Below are 16,846 nucleotides of genomic sequence, written 5' to 3' on the forward strand. Positions count from 1 at the left end.
ATAGCACAAAAGTGCAGGTCTCGCAATTACAGATTAGACCCTCGAAGCGCTAACCTAGTACCTGAAACAACAAATTTCAGCAGTTTAACTGCCTTAAATTCATAATTATAGGCCAGCGTCCATCTGACTTTATATTAGGATTATTTATTAGCTTGAAGGCTCTCCAGCGATGTATAAATGAAGGATTCAAATCCTTCAGCAGGCTCCCCTTGTGGAATATTCACTTTCACGCTGAAAGCCCCTGTAGTATTTTCCACAACAATATACTGTTGTGTAATCTTCGAGCCGTTCGCTTGCAAGAACAGACGGCTGCTGGTCAGCACTTTAGGCACGTCTGCTTTGTCCAGCTTTTGCACCTTGCCAATGGAAGCCAAGTCCTTCTCGCCTTCTTTTTGAAGCTCATCTAAATTTAAGTTGGAGGGCAACTTCGTAATTTCAGCGTAGTAGTTATCATCTACCGCCAAAGCGACACGGTTTTGATCTGGGAACAGGGACATCGGGTCAAACACATACAGCGAATAGCCCTCTCCCTTTGCCAAGGTTGCTGTCTGCTTTTCCTTTTTCCCTTTAAGGGTAAGGTCAAAAGTTTGAGTTTTCGCACGTTCCCCGCCTACTTGTTGACCAGAACTTCCGTTTTGATTGCCATCTGTTGCAGCCTCTGTCTTTTGTATTTTCGTTAAAGTCAGTTGCTTCGCTGTCGCGTCGCCCTCTACTGCTTGTTCGTTATATTCAAACGCTACTGGATCACCTTCTTTAAGTCCAGCTATTACCGTATCCATCCCCTCCCCTAATTGGAAGGATTGGGCTTCGCCATTCATCTCAATCTCTACTGTATGCGGATCAGCAGCTCCGTTGTATACGCCTGTGCCTTTTTTAACCTGCGGTTCAGCAACCGGCTCTGGTGCGACTTGCGGCTGTTGCGTTTGCGGTTGGTCTGCCCCTGAAGGTGCATTGTTATTGGTTTGCGGTTTCGTACCACAGGCTGATAGAGCCAGCACTGCCACGACAGTCAGTAGTATGATTGAAAATGTGTTATGTTTTTTCATAAAATCCACCTCCACTATGTTAGACGAGCTTGTGCAGCAAAAGTTCTATGCAGCATCTCACTTAAAATCCTCGCTCTCGCTCCCGTTGATTATATTCTCAGTATTTTGCAAAATCCTAATACCATGGGAATGCCAGGTACGGTATAATGAGCTATATTAAACCTCATTTTCGAGATACCGTTAGAAAGAATTTTAACGTATTTATTTTCTTTCATACGGATGGAGCTGCCACATGAATCAAGCACACAAACCGTCGTTTTCCTTTGAATTATTGTACATCATAGGTATTATCGCTATTTCGTTCTCCTCGATCTTCGTTAGATGGTCTGAAGCCGAGGTGTCCGTCATCGCTATGTACCGTTTGTACCTGACCAATCTGCTGATGCTGCCATTGGTCTGGAAATACCGCACCGAGCTATTCAGCCTCACTCGCAAGCAATGGATGCTGATCCTCTGGTCCGGAATCGCGCTAGGGCTGCATTTCTTGCTGTGGATGGGCTCGCTGCGACTGACCACCGTTGCAAGCTCTACTGTTATTATGACATTGGAACCGATCCTTGTCATGCTCGGTTCTTTTTTGTTTTTCCGGACAGGCACGAATCGCGCTATGCTCTTCGGAATGGGTATGGCCTTTGTCGGCTCACTGGCCATCGGCGCAGGGGATTTTCATGTCTCAGGACAAGCTCTGCTCGGAGATGCACTGTCCTTCTTGGGCATGATCGCCGTGTCCATCCACATGCTAATGGGCAAGCATCTACGCGAGCATTTGAGCGCTTTTGTCTATAACTTTTGGGTTTTTATCATCGCAGCCACATCGCTTGCGCTGTATAATGTGGTCAATGCTATACCTTTTACTGGATATGCGCCACGGGAATGGGGGCTGTTCCTGCTGCTTGCCATAGTGCCTACGCTGTTCGGACATTACCTGTTTAACTGGCTGCTCAAATACATTAACGCCACCGCGGTGTCGATGGCGGTACTCGGTGAGCCTGTTATTTCTTCCCTGCTGGCATGGGTGCTGCTCGGGGAAAGGCTGTCTACCTTACAATTTGGGGCAGGCTTTTTTATCCTGTTTGGAGTATGGGTTTTCATTCGATACGGAACGGATTTTAAAAAGCAAGTTGTCCACCAAAGTGAAATGCCTGACAATGAGCACCCCCTGAAGGTTAGCTCTTAGCTTATTACCCCATTTTCATAAACCATACTCAATGGATTAAATTTACTATTAAAAAAAGGAAGGCGGAATCCTCTATGAAATCCATCGTATCTAAGCGCTGGCTGTTGGCCCGATTGTATGAACCCGACATAATCATTGCCGACTGCCGTTCCGTGCTCGGACAAGCCGGGGCTGGACGGACCGAATTTAATGAAGACCACATTCCTGGGGCGATTCACTTCGATTTGGAAGAAGACCTTACCGCTCCTCTAGGCAAGCATGGTGGTCGCCATCCACTACCTGATGTAGATACACTTGCTGCACGTCTGAGCCGTGCCGGGATCAATGCAGGTTCACGCATCGTCGCTTATGATGACCAAGGAGGTATGATGGCCTCCCGCTTCTGGTGGCTGCTGCGCTACCTCGGTCATGAGCAGGTATACGTGCTGGAAGAAAGCTACAGCGCTTGGAAGGAAGCAAAATTCCCCGTTACGGCAGACCAGCCAATTCGCATTCCCTCGACCTTTGTGGCAAATATTCAGCCACAAATGCTCACAAGTATGAAAGAAGTACAACGTATATCCGAAGCTTCTGTTCCTGTTGGCTCCTATATCGGTTTTTCACCTATATTGATCGACTCCAGAGAACGACCGCGCTACCTGGGACTGGAAGAGCCTATAGATCAAGCAGCGGGGCATATCCCCGGTGCGGTGAATTTCTTCTGGAAAGAGGTCTTGGACGAAAAGGGTGTATTTAAAAATGCAGAGCAGTTGAAACAGCATTTTTCTGATCTTGATCAGGATGCTGAGATCATCGTATATTGCGGATCAGGCGTATCCGCCTGCCCGAATGTTCTGGCCTTGAATGAGGCAGGATTTAGTAATGTGAGACTCTATCCAGGAAGCTGGAGCGATTGGATCAGCTATGAGGAAAATCCGGTGGCGACCGGGGAGGAATAATCCGTTTTTAACGGATATAAAGGTTTTAAAGACAAACCCACTGCCTTAAGCGGTTAGACTCATGGCAGTGGGTTTGCTTTATTTATGTAAAGGATCTCTAGGTTTTTTTCGGAATATAGTTATCATTAGCTTTGCATACTAATTAAAATATAGGGTTTAATTCCAACCACTTTTGAAGCAGTTTAATATCTTCATCTACATTTCTGATGACAGCAGAGTCTCCCCAAGTATTTGGAAGATAAGAAATGTATAGAGTGCCAATATTAAAAATTCTTCTGAAGGGAATAAAGAGGGCAATAGAATCTACTTCACTTTGGCTCATAGCTCTAACCTTGTTATATCCATTTAAGAATTGATATTTTCGTTCTTCTCTCTTTTTTAATTTCGTTTCGTCACATCCCATGCCAAATGGGAAAGCATACATAGATATGTCATATGCTCTCCATCCATTTCCACAGAAATCAAAATCAAAAAGGATAGGATTGCTGTTAGCGTCAACTCGGATATTCCCACTATATATGTCGCCGTGACATATACCATATTGCGGTCTTTCAACAGTTAAATACTCTAGTTTATCGCTCACATTCTTTGCAACTTCCTCTAAAAAATGCAGGTCAAAATCATGAATGGTTGAGAACTGTCTGATAGCATCCATAGAATTATCTATAAATGAGGCAGCATCTAGATTCCATCGTTTTTTTCCAAGCTCACATTTGTCCCAAGCATTATGAATTGTAGCGATATAACTACCTAATCTCTCGTTTAATTCAGCCGTTTCCTCAATTTGATTAAACTCAAGTTTTCCAACAGACGTATATAGCACTCCATACCTTATCCCATTTGCAGTGTTGAACTGTGAAATAAATTTTCCATCATGTCTTGTAACTGGTGTAGTGATTTCAATGTCTGATGATCTTAGGTGATTGAGCAAATCTACCTCTGCTTGTATTTCTTCCATGCTTCTGATCCCTTGACGGTATACCTTAAAGAAATACTCTTTTTCGTCTGCATTAACTCTATATATGTCATGTATGCCTCTATAAAATAACCGGCATTTAAGTAAGCTATAAGAAAAATATTCTCTTGAAATGTACTCACGAAGTGCATCGGCAGATAGTAAAGATACCTCCAACGGAAAAAAATCCAAATGAATATCTCCCTTCAATTTTATTTCTCATCGAATTTATCGATCATTTAATCCCTTTCCATTGAGAATGTCCTGCATACATTTTTCAATCCTCGATTCCCGAGTTTTAGATTGTTTGGGCGCAGCAAAATGCATAATGTATGCTCTTTGTCGTCCCGGCGTCAATGCAGCAAAAGCAGTTTTCAAAGCAGGATTTTCATCTAATTTAGCTTGAAATTCTTCAGGAAAAATAAGTTCTGTATTCTTTTTAAAATCCACTTTCAAACCGGCTTTTTCCACTTCAACGGCTTCAATAATATAGGCTTTCAAGATGGTTTCCATCTCAACAATTTCTTCAACATTCGTGAACCGAATCTGCCGCCCTGCCTGCGTATCCTCCCCAGGTTTGATCAGAATACCATTAGGGTCTTTTAACAAAGCACCTTTGAAAAACATAAGCGCACAGTGTTCTTTAAAGCCTTGTATTATAGCTATGTTACTATTCTGAAACATGTAACAAGGTTTACCCCACTTCAGTTCTTCAGTGAGCTGGCAGTCAAGCATGATTGCTCTCAACTTCTCCATTTCCGCCTTCCATTTGTTCACTTTTCCTAAATACACATCAACCTTAGGATTCATTTCCTCTCTATTTGTCATGTTAGCTCCCCCCTTATGTTTTTGCTCATCATGTTTATGTATAAATATTTACAGAAAATTGATTTTCGATACGAATACAGAAGAAATCACGATATCAAGGGCAAAGCCGAAACGTATATTTTTTATTATACGAATTCAGTCAATCGAAGAATAGCCGTCACATTGCTATATTTATTATATGTTCACCTCATCCCATCTATAAATTACATAACCCAAACTTCTTCGTTCACTTCTCTTGTCTTTATTTTCTCACTCCAACTCATTATTCTTGAGAATTCTACCGCACCCAATACTCCCCATAGCAATGGAAAGAATAGAAATATGGCATTTACCAAAGACAATAATATACCCATCCCTACATCATCCATTGTTCTTATTGATTTAAAACAAATGTGCACCACTAGTGTCAGACTAAATAATCCCAAGCCTATAATACTTACTATTGGTTTGTCTTGCATTCTCATTTTTTTATTCCCTTCGGTTCCAATTACATATAACGATCTGTATGCACGATGTCCTAGCGTTTAAGGACTAACAGTCCGGCTGCCACTTGCGGCAGTTAAGCGGTAGGGTGTGTCTGTTGAATTACTTCCCCGAAATGGCTAATCAATATTTTGAACAACTATATATCTTAATTTATATTCTTGTTGTTTTTCTACATGTGTCAGATATTCTTTTATGGAACCCGTTTCTAATATATTCAAATCATTAAAATGTTCAATTAAATTTTCTTCAGTAAAGAAGTGAGCATATTTCCCTTTCTTGTATTCATATGTTCCTTCCTCAACTTTTCTACCCACACCATTATTAAAATCGCGATCAGAAAAACACGTAAAAAACATCACCCCCTGTTCCTTCAAATGCATCACACAATTCTGTATCAGTTTTTTTCGGTCTTCCAACAAAAATAAATGTAATAAATCATAACAATATATGCCGTCATACCTTTTGCTTGTACGAAACTCTAACACCGATTCTCGAATAAAATTCGTTTTTAAATCCCATTCTTTTGCTAGATCTATAGCTGAACTAGATATCTCAATTCCATCAACCTGAAAACAAGAAGAGAGCATCTTAGTATTTCTCCCATATCCAGCACCAGGAACCAATATATGATGTGCATTATTCTTTTTGAACAAATCTATAGCTTGCGTTACAGTTTGACTTGGTTCACAACCCCAAATCATTCCTTCTTCAGCAAACCTTTTGTTCCAATAATCTCTCATATTATTCACCTGCCTATATACTCACATAGCTCTTCTTTTAAGCTCATCAATCTGTTTTATATGATGTTGATCATGCCAGATAAAATCTCTTAAATAAGATATTACAGTAAACTTCCCGTCAACATATTCTTTAGTAAACTTATCATCTTCCATACTCTCTATACTCTGCAATATCATGTTACGGTACTGAATAGTCATTTCAATTAATTCTTCCTTCGTTTTTGTTTTCCCATATTCAACAGCATCCTGATTAAATTGATTAAAATCAATATGTGTTAATGTCAAAGGCGTATTGTTTAATATCGGATGTATGGCTGCTTCATAAAAGTATTTATCCCACAGCAGTATATGACTTACGATATCGTGAACTGACCATTTATCTTCGGCAATCTTTATTTGCCAATCCATTTCACGAATCTCAGAAACAAAACATATCCATTCCTTGAACTCCTCTAGTAACTGCGACTTTTCATTCATGGTTTCCACACCCCTCTTTTCAGATTTGCGTTAGTTAGAATAACGTATTTGTATTCATGAACCCCAAAAGTGGGGTTTGCTAAAAATTTTTATGAATTCTATAATGATTATTTCTTTCAGCATCTATTTCTATCACACCAACAAACTTAAAATTACTTTTTTGAATAACTCTATTGGATGATCCATTCTCAAGTAATGCAATTGCATTTAACTCTTGTTGAAGTTGATATTAATATCCAGTTCACTATAAAGTAATAATTGTTATGATCTTTATTGAACCATCCATTAATGACTACCAAACAAAAAGGAATAATTATGGTTGTTCCCATTGCAGAAAAAAAAGTAACAATCCACAATTCTTCAAAAACATTTATCAACATCCAAATAGGAAACAAAGTTAGATGAAATATAACTATTGGCAATATGTTAATGGTAAAAAGGTTTCTTCGTATTATTGCAACTAGCTTTGTAATTTCTATATCCCTCTTTCTATTGTGTTTTGAGCTAAAGAATTTCTAATTTTTTATAATAGTTTGTAATTTATCTATAACTTCATTCCGATCTTCACCGTTTACTTCACATACTCGAGCCGCTAAAGTTGGTGCCATCCATTCCTCAAGGAATTTTGGATTCATTTCAGATAGCATTAAATACTCTCTTAGATACTCTCTATTAAAAAATTCACGATATTCTCTCTTAATTAGCCAACTGGGAGCATTAGACGGTAGTGCATGTGATTGAATCATCATCGAAGTTCTAGTAACATCTGCCGCTTGATTACCAACCACAACATTCATCCAATCAATAATTATAGGTCCCTTGGATGAAAGGATGATGTTGCCGGGATGAAAATCATAATGACAAAGTGCATTACCTCCAGGCAATGTATTAAGCACATTTATAACTATTTGCTTCGCATATTCTTTAATCACTTCAGCAGTATTAATTTTGTTGGTTAATTCAGTTTTTAGATTTGAGTTCATTTTGATCTCAATGTTATGCAATTCAAAATGAAGTTGCGCCATTAGCTTAGCATAATGAGAAATACTTAATTTCGTTGGATCTATTTGTTTTAGCATTGTTGGCCCATCAATTTTCTCATAAATAAGACACGACGTGCCCTTATACTCCAACAGGCCAGAATAATTAGGTGCTCTAAGATTTAAGCTATTTATAATCTCGGCATTTTTTGCTTCCTTTTTTGCCTCGTGCATTGAGTGGCTCTGATTATGAAAAATCTTTATTACTTCGGTTTTCCCCCATTCATAGACACTTGCAGTATTACCAAAACCAAGTAATTCACCTATCATAATTTGCCCCTTTCTTCGCACAACAGGACGTTGCGTTTGCTTTCTCCAATTAACATTCCAACGCTTTGCTTGCTTCTGTTAGTTCATTATTGGCCTCTAAATATTTTAATATTTTTTCGATATCATCGTGGTCCATTGTCTTCGCTATAATTAGATGTTTAATATTAAATCCTGGTACTTCCATTTTTTCTTTAAAGTGATTTACTAATTTTTGAGGGGTTGTCACCAAACTCCATCGTTCACTTCCATCCGAAAAAGTATGGGTCACCTCCACCAAATCAAACTCCTTTGGATCATCATCAAACTTCCATCTTTCTAAATAAGGCACTTCTATATCTCCTTCGATAAAATGAGCTTTTGATATCCAAACTGCTTTTCCATGGTTTCCAGTAATTCTATACTTGTCCCTATCTTCTTTTTTACGATGTATTTATTGCCCCTTGTAAGTGCATGAGCATAAACGCCTATACTCATACAAGTTATGATTGTTCCCTCCATCAATTCACTTCCATACCATATTTAATTTAAATGAAATTGCCATCTTCCTATATTTTTCTACCGGGCCGAGGGAATTCACAGCGCCCAGCGATCCCGGGTCAGACGATACCAACGCACTTCTGCGAATTACTTACGAACATCCTTAAGCTCTTGCAACAATACAATCCAGTTATCAGAGAGATAACCAATTAAGTAATCAAAAATATCTCTATCTATTGAATATATGTACAGTCCATCGGCCAATTCTTTAATTCTTTCAAGCAGCCATTTATTAATTTCATGTCTCTCTTCAAATGGTGTAACTTGATATTGTTCTAATTTTATTTTTCCATTAAGATTAATACCTTCAATAAGATCCCTTATTCCCTCCATAATAGACGAATCTTCTTCCGCTCTAATTAGCTTTAAAGCAGCAATTGTTCCATTCAAGTACTTTCCAGTGGCATTTTCCAGAAATCCGAAAACTCCATTCATTGATAATTCTGTATCAAAATCTATTAACAAAATAATAGTCCGCAAAGATTCTGGTACCTCATAAATTATGCCTCGTATTGAGCTAGCCTCTTCTCCGTAGATAACACTACCCATGTGTTCCACAAGATCTGTAGCCGAAAAGTTATTATGGGGCGGAATTAATAGCTTTATAACATGATTTAGGGTGCTCATCATATTCACCTTGATTTCATAGTTTTGGTTTCGCATGGTTTCGTCTAATATTTCTGTATTCCTGAACCCCAAAGGGGGCGTCTGCTGAAATCTCTCTTCGAAACCCAACTCGCAGACCTAGGCTCCATTGGAGACGCAGCTTGAATATTATATTTTAAATGTCACTTCCTTCATTGATTTCCTCAACGTTAATTTTTGTTCAACTCCTTTGTCAGTATTATTTCAAGAGGTTCGTTCTCAAGCATTAAACATCCAGCATCTTTATATCCAAGCTTCCTATAAAAATGTTGAGCTCCTTCATTGGACTGTGTTGAGGTCATGACCATCTCAAATCCCTTTTGTTTCATTAATTCCTCCCAATACTGGACAACCTTTTTACCAATGCCTGTTCCTCTGTACTCCTCATCTATCCATATCATATTCATAAATGGTGTGTTGTCCCAAAAAAATCCGTATCTCATCCAACCTATTTCTTGATTGGATTCTCTAATTATTAGAATTTCATTTTCTTTTATTTTTGGTCTTATCAGTGTTTTATGTATGTGCTTGTCTCTTAACGAGATATACTCATAATCTGATTCAATTGCAAAATCAATCTGCATTGTAAGTCCTCCCTTTCATGCTTTTCATTAAATATCTTCTTGGTAACACTTAGCACTGATGTCTCATAACGTTGTACATTACATAAGTTTATAAAGTCTTTTCAAAAATGTATAAGTCACCTTCTTCTCTAACCTTAGTAAACCCACACTTTGAATAGAAGTGATGATTCTTGACACTCCAGCTAGGAGTATCCAGCCACCATTTAGTGCTGTCCGGAAATTTATTTTCAATTTTCTCCATCACCTTCGTTCCGATTCCTTGATTTTTAAAATTTGGATCAATAAAGATCCTTCCTAGATTATGCACTCGATTACATTCTACAAATATCATAGCTCCCCCGATTATTTCTCCATTAAAGAGTACCTTGAAATATTCGCAATTTTGCATCATTTCTTCTTGCCAATTTATGGAATCATATCCTATGGGCCCAACGGTTCCATTAATATTAAAATGCTTTGATTCATCCTCAAAACTGGCCTTTTGTATTTCAGCAAGTTTTTGTGCATCAATTTTTCTAGCTTTTTCTAATGTCAGCACCCAACATACCTCCACTATTTTCTATTTTTTATTTTTTCTTGCACAGGTTTCGTCTAACCTCCTCATATTCATGACCCCCAAAGGGGTTGTCTGCTGAAATCCTCTTCGAACTCCATCCCAGCAGGTCAAGGCTCTGTGAGAATTCTTAAGCTTGAATATTATGTTATCAGAAGTTACCGAACTTCTTCATTATGCATTCAAAATCAATCTGCAATTTTTTGACTCCAAACTGAAATCAGTGCTTAACGTAAAGGATAAGGATGAAAATGGAATAAATTCGTCAAACACTAACTTTTAAGTCGAGCTTTTTTATTTTAAAACTTTTACATATTGGAATTATCTCAAGAATATAATCCTATCGATTAGAACAATCAAAAGAGTGTAATTATCGCATATATGATTAGATATAGAAATTTTTCCTTTGATACAGTAGCCTTTCGGTAGCAAAAAATTTAGTCCATGGTCGATTTTTTGGCAGGAAATAAGTCATAAGGAGATGTAGAAATGGCTGTGATGCTTGAAGTAACATTAATCGGAATTTCTTATGGGCACAACTTGGATGGAGGGCCATTAGAAATATCCGGTGATCTTTATGTGAAAACAATAAATCAAAACCAGACGGAAAAAGAATCTTTTGTTATGTTTTCTACAAATACACCTGTGACAATAGGCGTTGGAGAGATGTATAGAATTGGTACAGCGGTGAGAATTGCTATTTCTCATGATCAACCCACAATATTTGCTAGGTATATAAGACTTGGTGGTTTCTTAAGTATCGGAAGTCCTAAGTATATAGATATAGACTATGTTTATTCTGCAGCTACTCAATATTATAGGGTTATTTTTCCTAATCAAGATGTTAATGAATCTGCTGTAGCTCAATATTCGATTAGATGGTAACATTATATTTGACACTATTGCTCTAATATTAGTATAAAATGAAAACATTCCTTTTTATTATCTTCATTATGGGTGTCAGTCTCAAACAAGCCTCTACATTAGAGGCTCATCTGGACGATGTTCGTTCGTGTCCCTCGACACCACAGTTCAGTAAATTCCAAAATTGTTCAACTATGACCGATGCCGGATACGGCATCGAACGGGTAATCCACCATTCTAATACCCCCACTGCCGCTGAAATTAAAAATTGCACCGTAATGTCCCTGTTCATATCCTGATCGAGGTTGATCGAATCCAGATGCTCGCACAGACTTTGCCGGAACATTGTCTCTATTTGGTTTCGAAAAACCGTACTTCCCTTGTTCGTCAGCATTATAGAGTAGAATGAAGCATGCTGCTCCAAATATTCAAACGTACGCAGTAGTGCGGTTTTGGAAGGGAGATGAAAGAAGTTATCTTCAGACATACAATTGTGTAGTAACTCTTTAATTTGAGCTTCCATGCATTGATCGCGCAGATCGTACTTATCAGCGAAATGCAAATAAACCGTTCCGCGATTGACATTCGCTTCCTCCGCAATTTGATTGATCGTAATTCTCTCGAATTCCTTTTCAGACATCAGCCTCATAAAAGCATCAATAATGGCTTGCCTCGATTTTTGAATACGCCTGTCCATATCCTTCTCCCCTTTGTACCATCCGAAAAAATGAACATTTGGAAGTCCTATGTTGAAAAATCAACAACCACGCTTGTTTTAACCATTGAACCCCCTATACCGCTCTGATACATTCACTTTATAAAATTTATGTTGATGATTCAACATATGTTCAATTTTAGAGGAGCCATAATCATGAAAGCCATTGTTTTAACAATCTTTTAGATGAATTTATTCACAAGAATTAGGAGGGTTTAAAAATTGAAACTTACAGGAAACACAATTTTTATTACAGGCGGCGGTTCGGGAATTGGACGTGCGTTAGCAGAAGCTCTCCACAAGCTTGGAAACAAAGTTATTATCTCCGGTCGATGTAAAGAGCGTCTGGAGGAGACGATCAAAGCGAATCCCGGCATGTCCGCAGTGGAATTGAATGTACAAGATCCTGCCAGCATAAAGGCGGCCGCCAAGCAGTTAATCGAAGAATACCCGGATATTAATGTCTTGATTAACAACGCCGGCATCATACAGTCCGATGACGCAGCGGGCGTGATCGATGAGGATGTTTTGATTTCGACTGTCACGACAAACTTGCTAGGTCCCATTCGGTTAACTTCTGCATTCATCGAGCATTTGAAGTCCAAAGAAGAAGCGGTTGTCATCAACACGACTTCAATACTTGGATTTGTACCGTTAGCGACAACTGCTGTATACTCCGCGACGAAGGCAGCACTTCATACCTATACGCTGTCCCAAAGGTACATGCTTAAAGACACATCGGTAAAAGTAATAGAAATTGTGCCCCCATGGGTTCAAAGCAACAACGATGAACCACGGGCGATGCCGCTTGCTTCATTCATTGATGCAACAATAAAGATACTCGGCACGGATACAGACGAAATTTTGGTGGATGAAGCGAAAATGTTTCGAAATAACCCTGGCCCGAACGAAAATGTTTTTGTGACCCAGCTTAACGATACGATGAATTCTGAACCTCCAAAGATCCATTGATCCATCTGTAATTTAATTTTCAAAAATTTAAGAACATGAAGTAAACACTCTTCTCCGTCTACTATTTCACATAACGTTGGGTATTCCCGAAGTTCAAACAGCTTAAGGCACGTAATGCCGGGTGGCTCTGCCAATTAGCCAGTTGAATTTGTCCGGTGAATTTGCTCTTCCGAAATGCCTCTTCTGGACCAAGGGTCGGGCTTGTCTCGGCCCGATGCTTGGATGTAATGTTATACAAAGGTACCATGAATTCATTGAATCTACTTAGAAATCCTGTTTAATTCACCATCACCATTCTCTCCATTCTTCTGTAATATCTTGATCTTCCTCAATTTCTAATCCAGCTAGTCTTGCTGCCTTATCTATAAATTCAGCCAGTTCTTCACGTTCCATCGTTTCAATAAAATAGTCGTTCTTTTCATTCAATTCATTAATCGTAATTACAATTTCTTCTACAGCCTTCATAATACCTTCAGGATGTTTAGTTTCTTGTAATAATATTAATTGGTTTAGATAGTTATTCAGGACTTTATCAGACATTAATAATCTCTCTTCCGTAAAAAGGTCATCTCCGTATTCAACCATTCTTTTGTTCCACAATTGAGTTGGTTTTTCATTAAATAGGTCCTGTAATGTCATTGGGCATATCCCTCATTTTCTTTTCTTTGTTTTAATAGATTTTTAAAATTGTTGCATAGTATTTCGCATATGAGTTTGCTTACTAACTTGCTTTTCACTTCACTTATCTAATTTTTTCTTTAATTCATCTTTTTTCATCTGTTAGTACACTTAAAGAAAGACCAATTACGGTCAACATCTGGTCATTACAATTGGCTTGGAGGGTTTATTCCCTTCTAAGTCTCAGGTAATAAAAACCAACCTTCGGCTCTCAACCTTTAGGTGGTTTTTTACTTTCTCTTGTTGTTATTGATGCATGTTAAAAGTGCAAGAATAGATGTCCAAAATAGTAACATTAGAGTCACCGCATCTTTTACATCCATGGTCTCACTTTTCGAAGGAAAACCATGCCCACCCAAGAGCTAATTGTATCTATATTTTACCTGTGTTTACTTCTGCGAACCAAGTGTTCCCATCTATTTTCTTACATTTTTCTTTTATTCTATTTGTTGTCTATCATTTCTAGCATATAACGTTTCTGTGTTCACGATGTCCCTCTGACTATGCGAATGAAATGACCGGCCGCGGTGCGTATGTGTCCGCCTGTCCCTCCCTGGCATTCCTTTTTGCCGGACCGAGGAACCGCCAGGCTCCGATGCGTGGATATGATGTTATCTGATGGATTGGCCATAAAAAAACAGTTCAACTTTCCCTCTATGACATAAGGCAAAGATGAACTGTCTTTAGTTCCTGTTAAAATCTCTATGCGCACAAGTAGCAACTCCTTCTCCCATCAAGCCAACAAAGCCTGAGCGATCTGATCCACAATGCCATTGATACCTGTGGGTCCATAACAGCCGATCCATGTCGCGGCATCGACCGAGTGTATGTGCTGGCGCTCAACGGTATCAAGCATTCCCCAGACACGTTGCTCTGTCGCGGATATTCCCTCCTGCATGAGTTCATGGCTAAGCAAGAAGTAATGGCTAGCATGTACAGCCGGTAGTCTGTCAACTGAGATGTGATAGGCCGTGTCGGAGGTATCTGCCACAAATAACGGAACAGGCAGACCTAGATCACGGTACAGTACAGCCCCTGTACGATGAGAGGCAGAATGCACGCGAACCAGAGAATCCAGCGGACGGATCAGTGCCACGCTCTTGCCTGCCAGTACGGGAGCAAGTTCTTCGGACAGCAATGTGGTTCGTCGGTGATAATCCGCTATAATACGCTTTGCCTCTTCTCGTTTGCCTGTCAGTTCACCGAACAGAGTCAGAATAGTCTGCCAGTTTTCATTGCGCTTAAACATGAGAACTGGAGCGATCCGGCTTAACTGTTCATAGTGCTGATCATGCACCTCGGTGCAAATAATCAGATCTGGAGACAGTCGTTCCAATGCAAGCAGGTCGGGATACTCATATGTTCCGAGTAATTCGGTATTCTGAAGTCCTGCCCTGATCATTTGAGGGAAATGTAACACTGCACTTCCTAGTCCTACACTACCTGCTGGAGAGAGCCCCAGCGCAAGCAAATGATCGGCATATTGCACATCGAGTACAGCGATACGCTTCGGAGATCCGATAACATAGTATTCCCCTCGCATATGGCATATCACCGAGCCTTGAGCCGACTCATATGAAGAAGCTGTGTGGTTCCGCTGCAAGGAATGGGCATAGTCTATATCTGTTTTCGAAGCGGCATCAAGCCTATAACGCAGCGGAGGGACGCCATAATATTTCTTAAACGCCCTACTGAAATAATACATGTCGCGATAGCCCATTCTGTCAGCAATTTCACCGATGGGAGCATCCGTATGACGCAGCATCCGCGATGCACTCTCCATGCGCAACTGAATGACATACTCAATCAGTCCGAGCTGCTTCTCTTGTTTGAATCGTCGCTGCAGCTGTCTTAAGCTGCATCCAGCAAGGGCTGCCAGCTCTTTAAGCTTCAGATTCTGGCGATAATGCGACGCTATATATGAAGCGACAACATCCACCATGTCAGACGCTTCTCCTCCATGACCACGTTCGTAATCCATGATCAGTTCGTAGATCATACCCTGAAGCAACGCATTGGCATGAAAACGTTCCATCCCTTCGCCACGACGCCATTTGGCAACGATTTTTTCTGCATTCTCAATCCATTCTGCTTGGGTTACCGAATTTTGCACAAATGAAGTGCGCAACGGGTGTTTGCGATATGAGGGCAAAACAAGAGAGGCTCCCTCCATGGAAGAAGCCTTGTACATGATCACGATATAATAAATGTCGTCTGATCTAGCCGTCAGCGTTAAGGATGTCCCCTTAACAACATGACCAACAAAAGAAGCTCCAATGTGGCAAACCTCACCATTCATTGCAAGCTCCCCTTCCCCTCCGTATGCCAGCAACAACACATTAGAAGTTAATTCCGTTTCGCGAAGAACACTGCCTGTCTGCAAAGTACCGCTATACTCGTCAAGCATCTTGATCGTTGTATCACTCCATAGACTTGTCTGTTCTTGTAGCGGCATTTCTCTCATCTCCTGACAATAGCATCCTTTGCTAGAGTGACTCGCATGACTGGGCTTAACCAATTAACTACAACCAGGCCTGTTAGCAAAAGTAAAATTGTTGCTGTTGTCATTTTAATTGAGATTTATTCTCATTGTCAATTTTCGGACATTTTCTGCAATATTCCCCTGACATCTGGTAATAAAAACAACAGGTGGTACGCTTGCTTTTCACGGCTGGAATGCTGTCCTTATTTTTTGTGAACCGAGTGAACGGATTTCTTTTTACACCGAACAAATGCCCGGGCGCTCCTTGCGTCAGATATGAAAAATCTGCCTGGATGTGCTGACTTTCTTGCTCAGCATTGTCTACTTCAGGAGTATATAATGGGACAATGCGTATCATGATATTCTCCCAAAGGATACTCATCGAAAGAGGAGCAATCGCAGCAAGCGTCTTTAACAGCGGTGCAAGGTGTAACGCAAACATCTCCTTTACCACCTTTTCCCGCCATACTTCCCTGTCTCCCGTTAGTGCTTCTGCCCGAAGCCCGTTTATAGCCAGAAAAGGAAAACGCGTCTCCCCCTCATTAGCTGTGAGCGTCGGATGATAGAGAAAGCTGTTGTCTAGCCGAAAAGAAACATACTGATGATGAACGCTCATCGCGGTCAGTAACGGAGCAATCCACAGGTAGCCGATTCGCTTAGCTAACATCGAAGCGGCTACCCTCATGTCAGGCGCACCAATATACTCTTGAAGCCAGCTTAAATACTCTCGGCATGCAGCTTCTTCATGTAGTTGACTCAAAGCAATAATACGGACATTATCTTCAGACGGCTCACCAAGCCGAATCGAGTGTTCATCCGCCGTTTGCTGCCATAAGTCAGTCGATAGATAATGGTCCAT

The 16,846-nt window shown here is 40.0% G+C and carries 20 protein-coding genes; 4 read left to right on the forward strand and 16 right to left on the reverse strand.

The window, feature by feature from the left end; genetic code table 11:
- Window positions 1-140: 140 nt before the first annotated feature.
- Window positions 141-1,046: a hypothetical protein gene (locus ACUC6J_RS16945; protein WP_447249137.1), complete on the reverse strand. Its 906-nt coding sequence runs from the start codon at window positions 1,044-1,046 to the stop codon at window positions 141-143.
- Window positions 1,047-1,278: 232 nt separating this feature from the next.
- Here ACUC6J_RS16945 and ACUC6J_RS16950 point away from each other — a divergent pair, with 232 nt between their 5' ends.
- Together ACUC6J_RS16950 and ACUC6J_RS16955 are read left to right on the forward strand one after the other, a co-directional pair.
- Window positions 1,279-2,223, forward strand: a complete 945-nt coding sequence (locus ACUC6J_RS16950) for a DMT family transporter (RefSeq protein ID WP_016821696.1) — start codon at window positions 1,279-1,281, stop codon at window positions 2,221-2,223.
- 74 nt (window positions 2,224-2,297) lie between these two features.
- Window positions 2,298-3,161: a sulfurtransferase gene (locus ACUC6J_RS16955; protein ID WP_447249138.1), complete on the forward strand. Its 864-nt coding sequence runs from the start codon at window positions 2,298-2,300 to the stop codon at window positions 3,159-3,161.
- A gap of 142 nt (window positions 3,162-3,303) precedes the next feature.
- Here the strand turns inward: ACUC6J_RS16955 and ACUC6J_RS16960 are convergent, their stop codons facing one another.
- From ACUC6J_RS16960 to ACUC6J_RS17005, 10 genes are all read right to left on the reverse strand, one after another.
- Window positions 3,304-4,308, reverse strand: coding sequence for a phosphotransferase enzyme family protein (locus ACUC6J_RS16960; protein ID WP_447249139.1), 1,005 nt, complete (start codon window positions 4,306-4,308; stop codon window positions 3,304-3,306).
- A gap of 36 nt (window positions 4,309-4,344) precedes the next feature.
- Window positions 4,345-4,944: a YdeI/OmpD-associated family protein gene (locus ACUC6J_RS16965; protein ID WP_330707557.1), complete on the reverse strand. Its 600-nt coding sequence runs from the start codon at window positions 4,942-4,944 to the stop codon at window positions 4,345-4,347.
- A 203-nt stretch (window positions 4,945-5,147) separates the two neighbouring features.
- On the reverse strand, window positions 5,148-5,408 hold the full coding sequence (locus ACUC6J_RS16970) for a hypothetical protein (RefSeq protein ID WP_017428245.1): 261 nt from the start codon (window positions 5,406-5,408) through the stop codon (window positions 5,148-5,150).
- Window positions 5,409-5,546: 138 nt separating this feature from the next.
- Window positions 5,547-6,170 (reverse strand): class I SAM-dependent methyltransferase, encoded by a 624-nt coding sequence (locus ACUC6J_RS16975; RefSeq protein WP_447249140.1) that lies wholly within the window; start codon window positions 6,168-6,170, stop codon window positions 5,547-5,549.
- A gap of 21 nt (window positions 6,171-6,191) precedes the next feature.
- Complete coding sequence (locus tag ACUC6J_RS16980; protein WP_019688125.1) at window positions 6,192-6,647, reverse strand: DinB family protein; 456 nt, start codon at window positions 6,645-6,647, stop codon at window positions 6,192-6,194.
- 515 nt (window positions 6,648-7,162) lie between these two features.
- Window positions 7,163-7,957, reverse strand: coding sequence for a phosphotransferase (locus tag ACUC6J_RS16985; RefSeq protein WP_447249141.1), 795 nt, complete (start codon window positions 7,955-7,957; stop codon window positions 7,163-7,165).
- Between the two features lie 49 nt (window positions 7,958-8,006).
- Complete coding sequence (locus ACUC6J_RS16990) at window positions 8,007-8,285, reverse strand: hypothetical protein (RefSeq protein WP_447249142.1); 279 nt, start codon at window positions 8,283-8,285, stop codon at window positions 8,007-8,009.
- 296 nt (window positions 8,286-8,581) lie between these two features.
- Window positions 8,582-9,229, reverse strand: a complete 648-nt coding sequence (locus ACUC6J_RS16995; RefSeq protein ID WP_447249143.1) for a DMP19 family protein — start codon at window positions 9,227-9,229, stop codon at window positions 8,582-8,584.
- 80 nt (window positions 9,230-9,309) lie between these two features.
- A complete protein-coding gene (locus ACUC6J_RS17000; RefSeq protein ID WP_447249144.1) occupies window positions 9,310-9,723 on the reverse strand; it encodes a GNAT family N-acetyltransferase in 414 nt (137 codons plus the stop codon).
- Between the two features lie 88 nt (window positions 9,724-9,811).
- Window positions 9,812-10,261, reverse strand: coding sequence for a GNAT family N-acetyltransferase (locus tag ACUC6J_RS17005; RefSeq protein WP_447249145.1), 450 nt, complete (start codon window positions 10,259-10,261; stop codon window positions 9,812-9,814).
- A 504-nt stretch (window positions 10,262-10,765) separates the two neighbouring features.
- Between ACUC6J_RS17005 and ACUC6J_RS17010 the strand changes: the two genes are divergently transcribed.
- Window positions 10,766-11,161: a hypothetical protein gene (locus ACUC6J_RS17010; RefSeq protein ID WP_016821711.1), complete on the forward strand. Its 396-nt coding sequence runs from the start codon at window positions 10,766-10,768 to the stop codon at window positions 11,159-11,161.
- Window positions 11,162-11,267: 106 nt separating this feature from the next.
- Here the strand turns inward: ACUC6J_RS17010 and ACUC6J_RS17015 are convergent, their stop codons facing one another.
- Window positions 11,268-11,837, reverse strand: coding sequence for a TetR/AcrR family transcriptional regulator (locus ACUC6J_RS17015; RefSeq protein ID WP_090889568.1), 570 nt, complete (start codon window positions 11,835-11,837; stop codon window positions 11,268-11,270).
- A 240-nt stretch (window positions 11,838-12,077) separates the two neighbouring features.
- Here ACUC6J_RS17015 and ACUC6J_RS17020 point away from each other — a divergent pair, with 240 nt between their 5' ends.
- Entirely contained in the window at window positions 12,078-12,827 is a 750-nt protein-coding gene (locus tag ACUC6J_RS17020) for an SDR family oxidoreductase (RefSeq protein WP_447249146.1), read from the forward strand.
- Window positions 12,828-13,115: 288 nt separating this feature from the next.
- On the opposite strand, the gene ACUC6J_RS17025 is transcribed toward ACUC6J_RS17020, so the two are convergent.
- The 4 genes from ACUC6J_RS17025 to ACUC6J_RS17040 form a co-directional block, all read right to left on the reverse strand.
- Window positions 13,116-13,466 (reverse strand): hypothetical protein, encoded by a 351-nt coding sequence (locus tag ACUC6J_RS17025; RefSeq protein ID WP_025365449.1) that lies wholly within the window; start codon window positions 13,464-13,466, stop codon window positions 13,116-13,118.
- A 269-nt stretch (window positions 13,467-13,735) separates the two neighbouring features.
- Window positions 13,736-13,828 (reverse strand): putative holin-like toxin, encoded by a 93-nt coding sequence (locus ACUC6J_RS17030; protein WP_447249147.1) that lies wholly within the window; start codon window positions 13,826-13,828, stop codon window positions 13,736-13,738.
- 410 nt (window positions 13,829-14,238) lie between these two features.
- The gene (locus ACUC6J_RS17035) at window positions 14,239-15,960 is read right to left on the reverse strand and encodes a helix-turn-helix domain-containing protein (protein ID WP_447249148.1); all 1,722 of its coding nucleotides are present in this window, start codon (window positions 15,958-15,960) and stop codon (window positions 14,239-14,241) included.
- 109 nt (window positions 15,961-16,069) lie between these two features.
- Window positions 16,070-16,846, reverse strand: a complete 777-nt coding sequence (locus ACUC6J_RS17040) for a (2Fe-2S)-binding protein (RefSeq protein WP_058829969.1) — start codon at window positions 16,844-16,846, stop codon at window positions 16,070-16,072.

It is taken from the genome of Paenibacillus sp. JJ1683, assembly GCF_053006485.1.

Excerpts from the sequence above, each read along its gene's own strand:
- ACUC6J_RS16945 (WP_447249137.1), bottom strand. The coding sequence starts at position 1,046 with ATGAAAAAACATAACACATTTTCAATCATACTACTGACTGTCGTGGCA.
- ACUC6J_RS16950 (WP_016821696.1), top strand. The coding sequence starts at position 1,279 with ATGAATCAAGCACACAAACCGTCGTTTTCCTTTGAATTATTGTACATC.
- ACUC6J_RS16955 (WP_447249138.1), top strand. The coding sequence starts at position 2,298 with ATGAAATCCATCGTATCTAAGCGCTGGCTGTTGGCCCGATTGTATGAA.
- ACUC6J_RS16965 (WP_330707557.1), bottom strand. The coding sequence starts at position 4,944 with ATGACAAATAGAGAGGAAATGAATCCTAAGGTTGATGTGTATTTAGGA.
- ACUC6J_RS16970 (WP_017428245.1), bottom strand. The coding sequence starts at position 5,408 with ATGAGAATGCAAGACAAACCAATAGTAAGTATTATAGGCTTGGGATTA.
- ACUC6J_RS16975 (WP_447249140.1), bottom strand. The coding sequence starts at position 6,170 with ATGAGAGATTATTGGAACAAAAGGTTTGCTGAAGAAGGAATGATTTGG.
- ACUC6J_RS16980 (WP_019688125.1), bottom strand. The coding sequence starts at position 6,647 with ATGAATGAAAAGTCGCAGTTACTAGAGGAGTTCAAGGAATGGATATGT.
- ACUC6J_RS16985 (WP_447249141.1), bottom strand. The coding sequence starts at position 7,957 with ATGATAGGTGAATTACTTGGTTTTGGTAATACTGCAAGTGTCTATGAA.
- ACUC6J_RS17000 (WP_447249144.1), bottom strand. The coding sequence starts at position 9,723 with ATGCAGATTGATTTTGCAATTGAATCAGATTATGAGTATATCTCGTTA.
- ACUC6J_RS17010 (WP_016821711.1), top strand. The coding sequence starts at position 10,766 with ATGGCTGTGATGCTTGAAGTAACATTAATCGGAATTTCTTATGGGCAC.
- ACUC6J_RS17015 (WP_090889568.1), bottom strand. The coding sequence starts at position 11,837 with ATGGACAGGCGTATTCAAAAATCGAGGCAAGCCATTATTGATGCTTTT.
- ACUC6J_RS17025 (WP_025365449.1), bottom strand. The coding sequence starts at position 13,466 with ATGACATTACAGGACCTATTTAATGAAAAACCAACTCAATTGTGGAAC.
- ACUC6J_RS17030 (WP_447249147.1), bottom strand. The coding sequence starts at position 13,828 with ATGGATGTAAAAGATGCGGTGACTCTAATGTTACTATTTTGGACATCT.
- ACUC6J_RS17035 (WP_447249148.1), bottom strand. The coding sequence starts at position 15,960 with ATGCCGCTACAAGAACAGACAAGTCTATGGAGTGATACAACGATCAAG.
- ACUC6J_RS17040 (WP_058829969.1), bottom strand. The coding sequence starts at position 16,846 with ATGGACCATTATCTATCGACTGACTTATGGCAGCAAACGGCGGATGAA.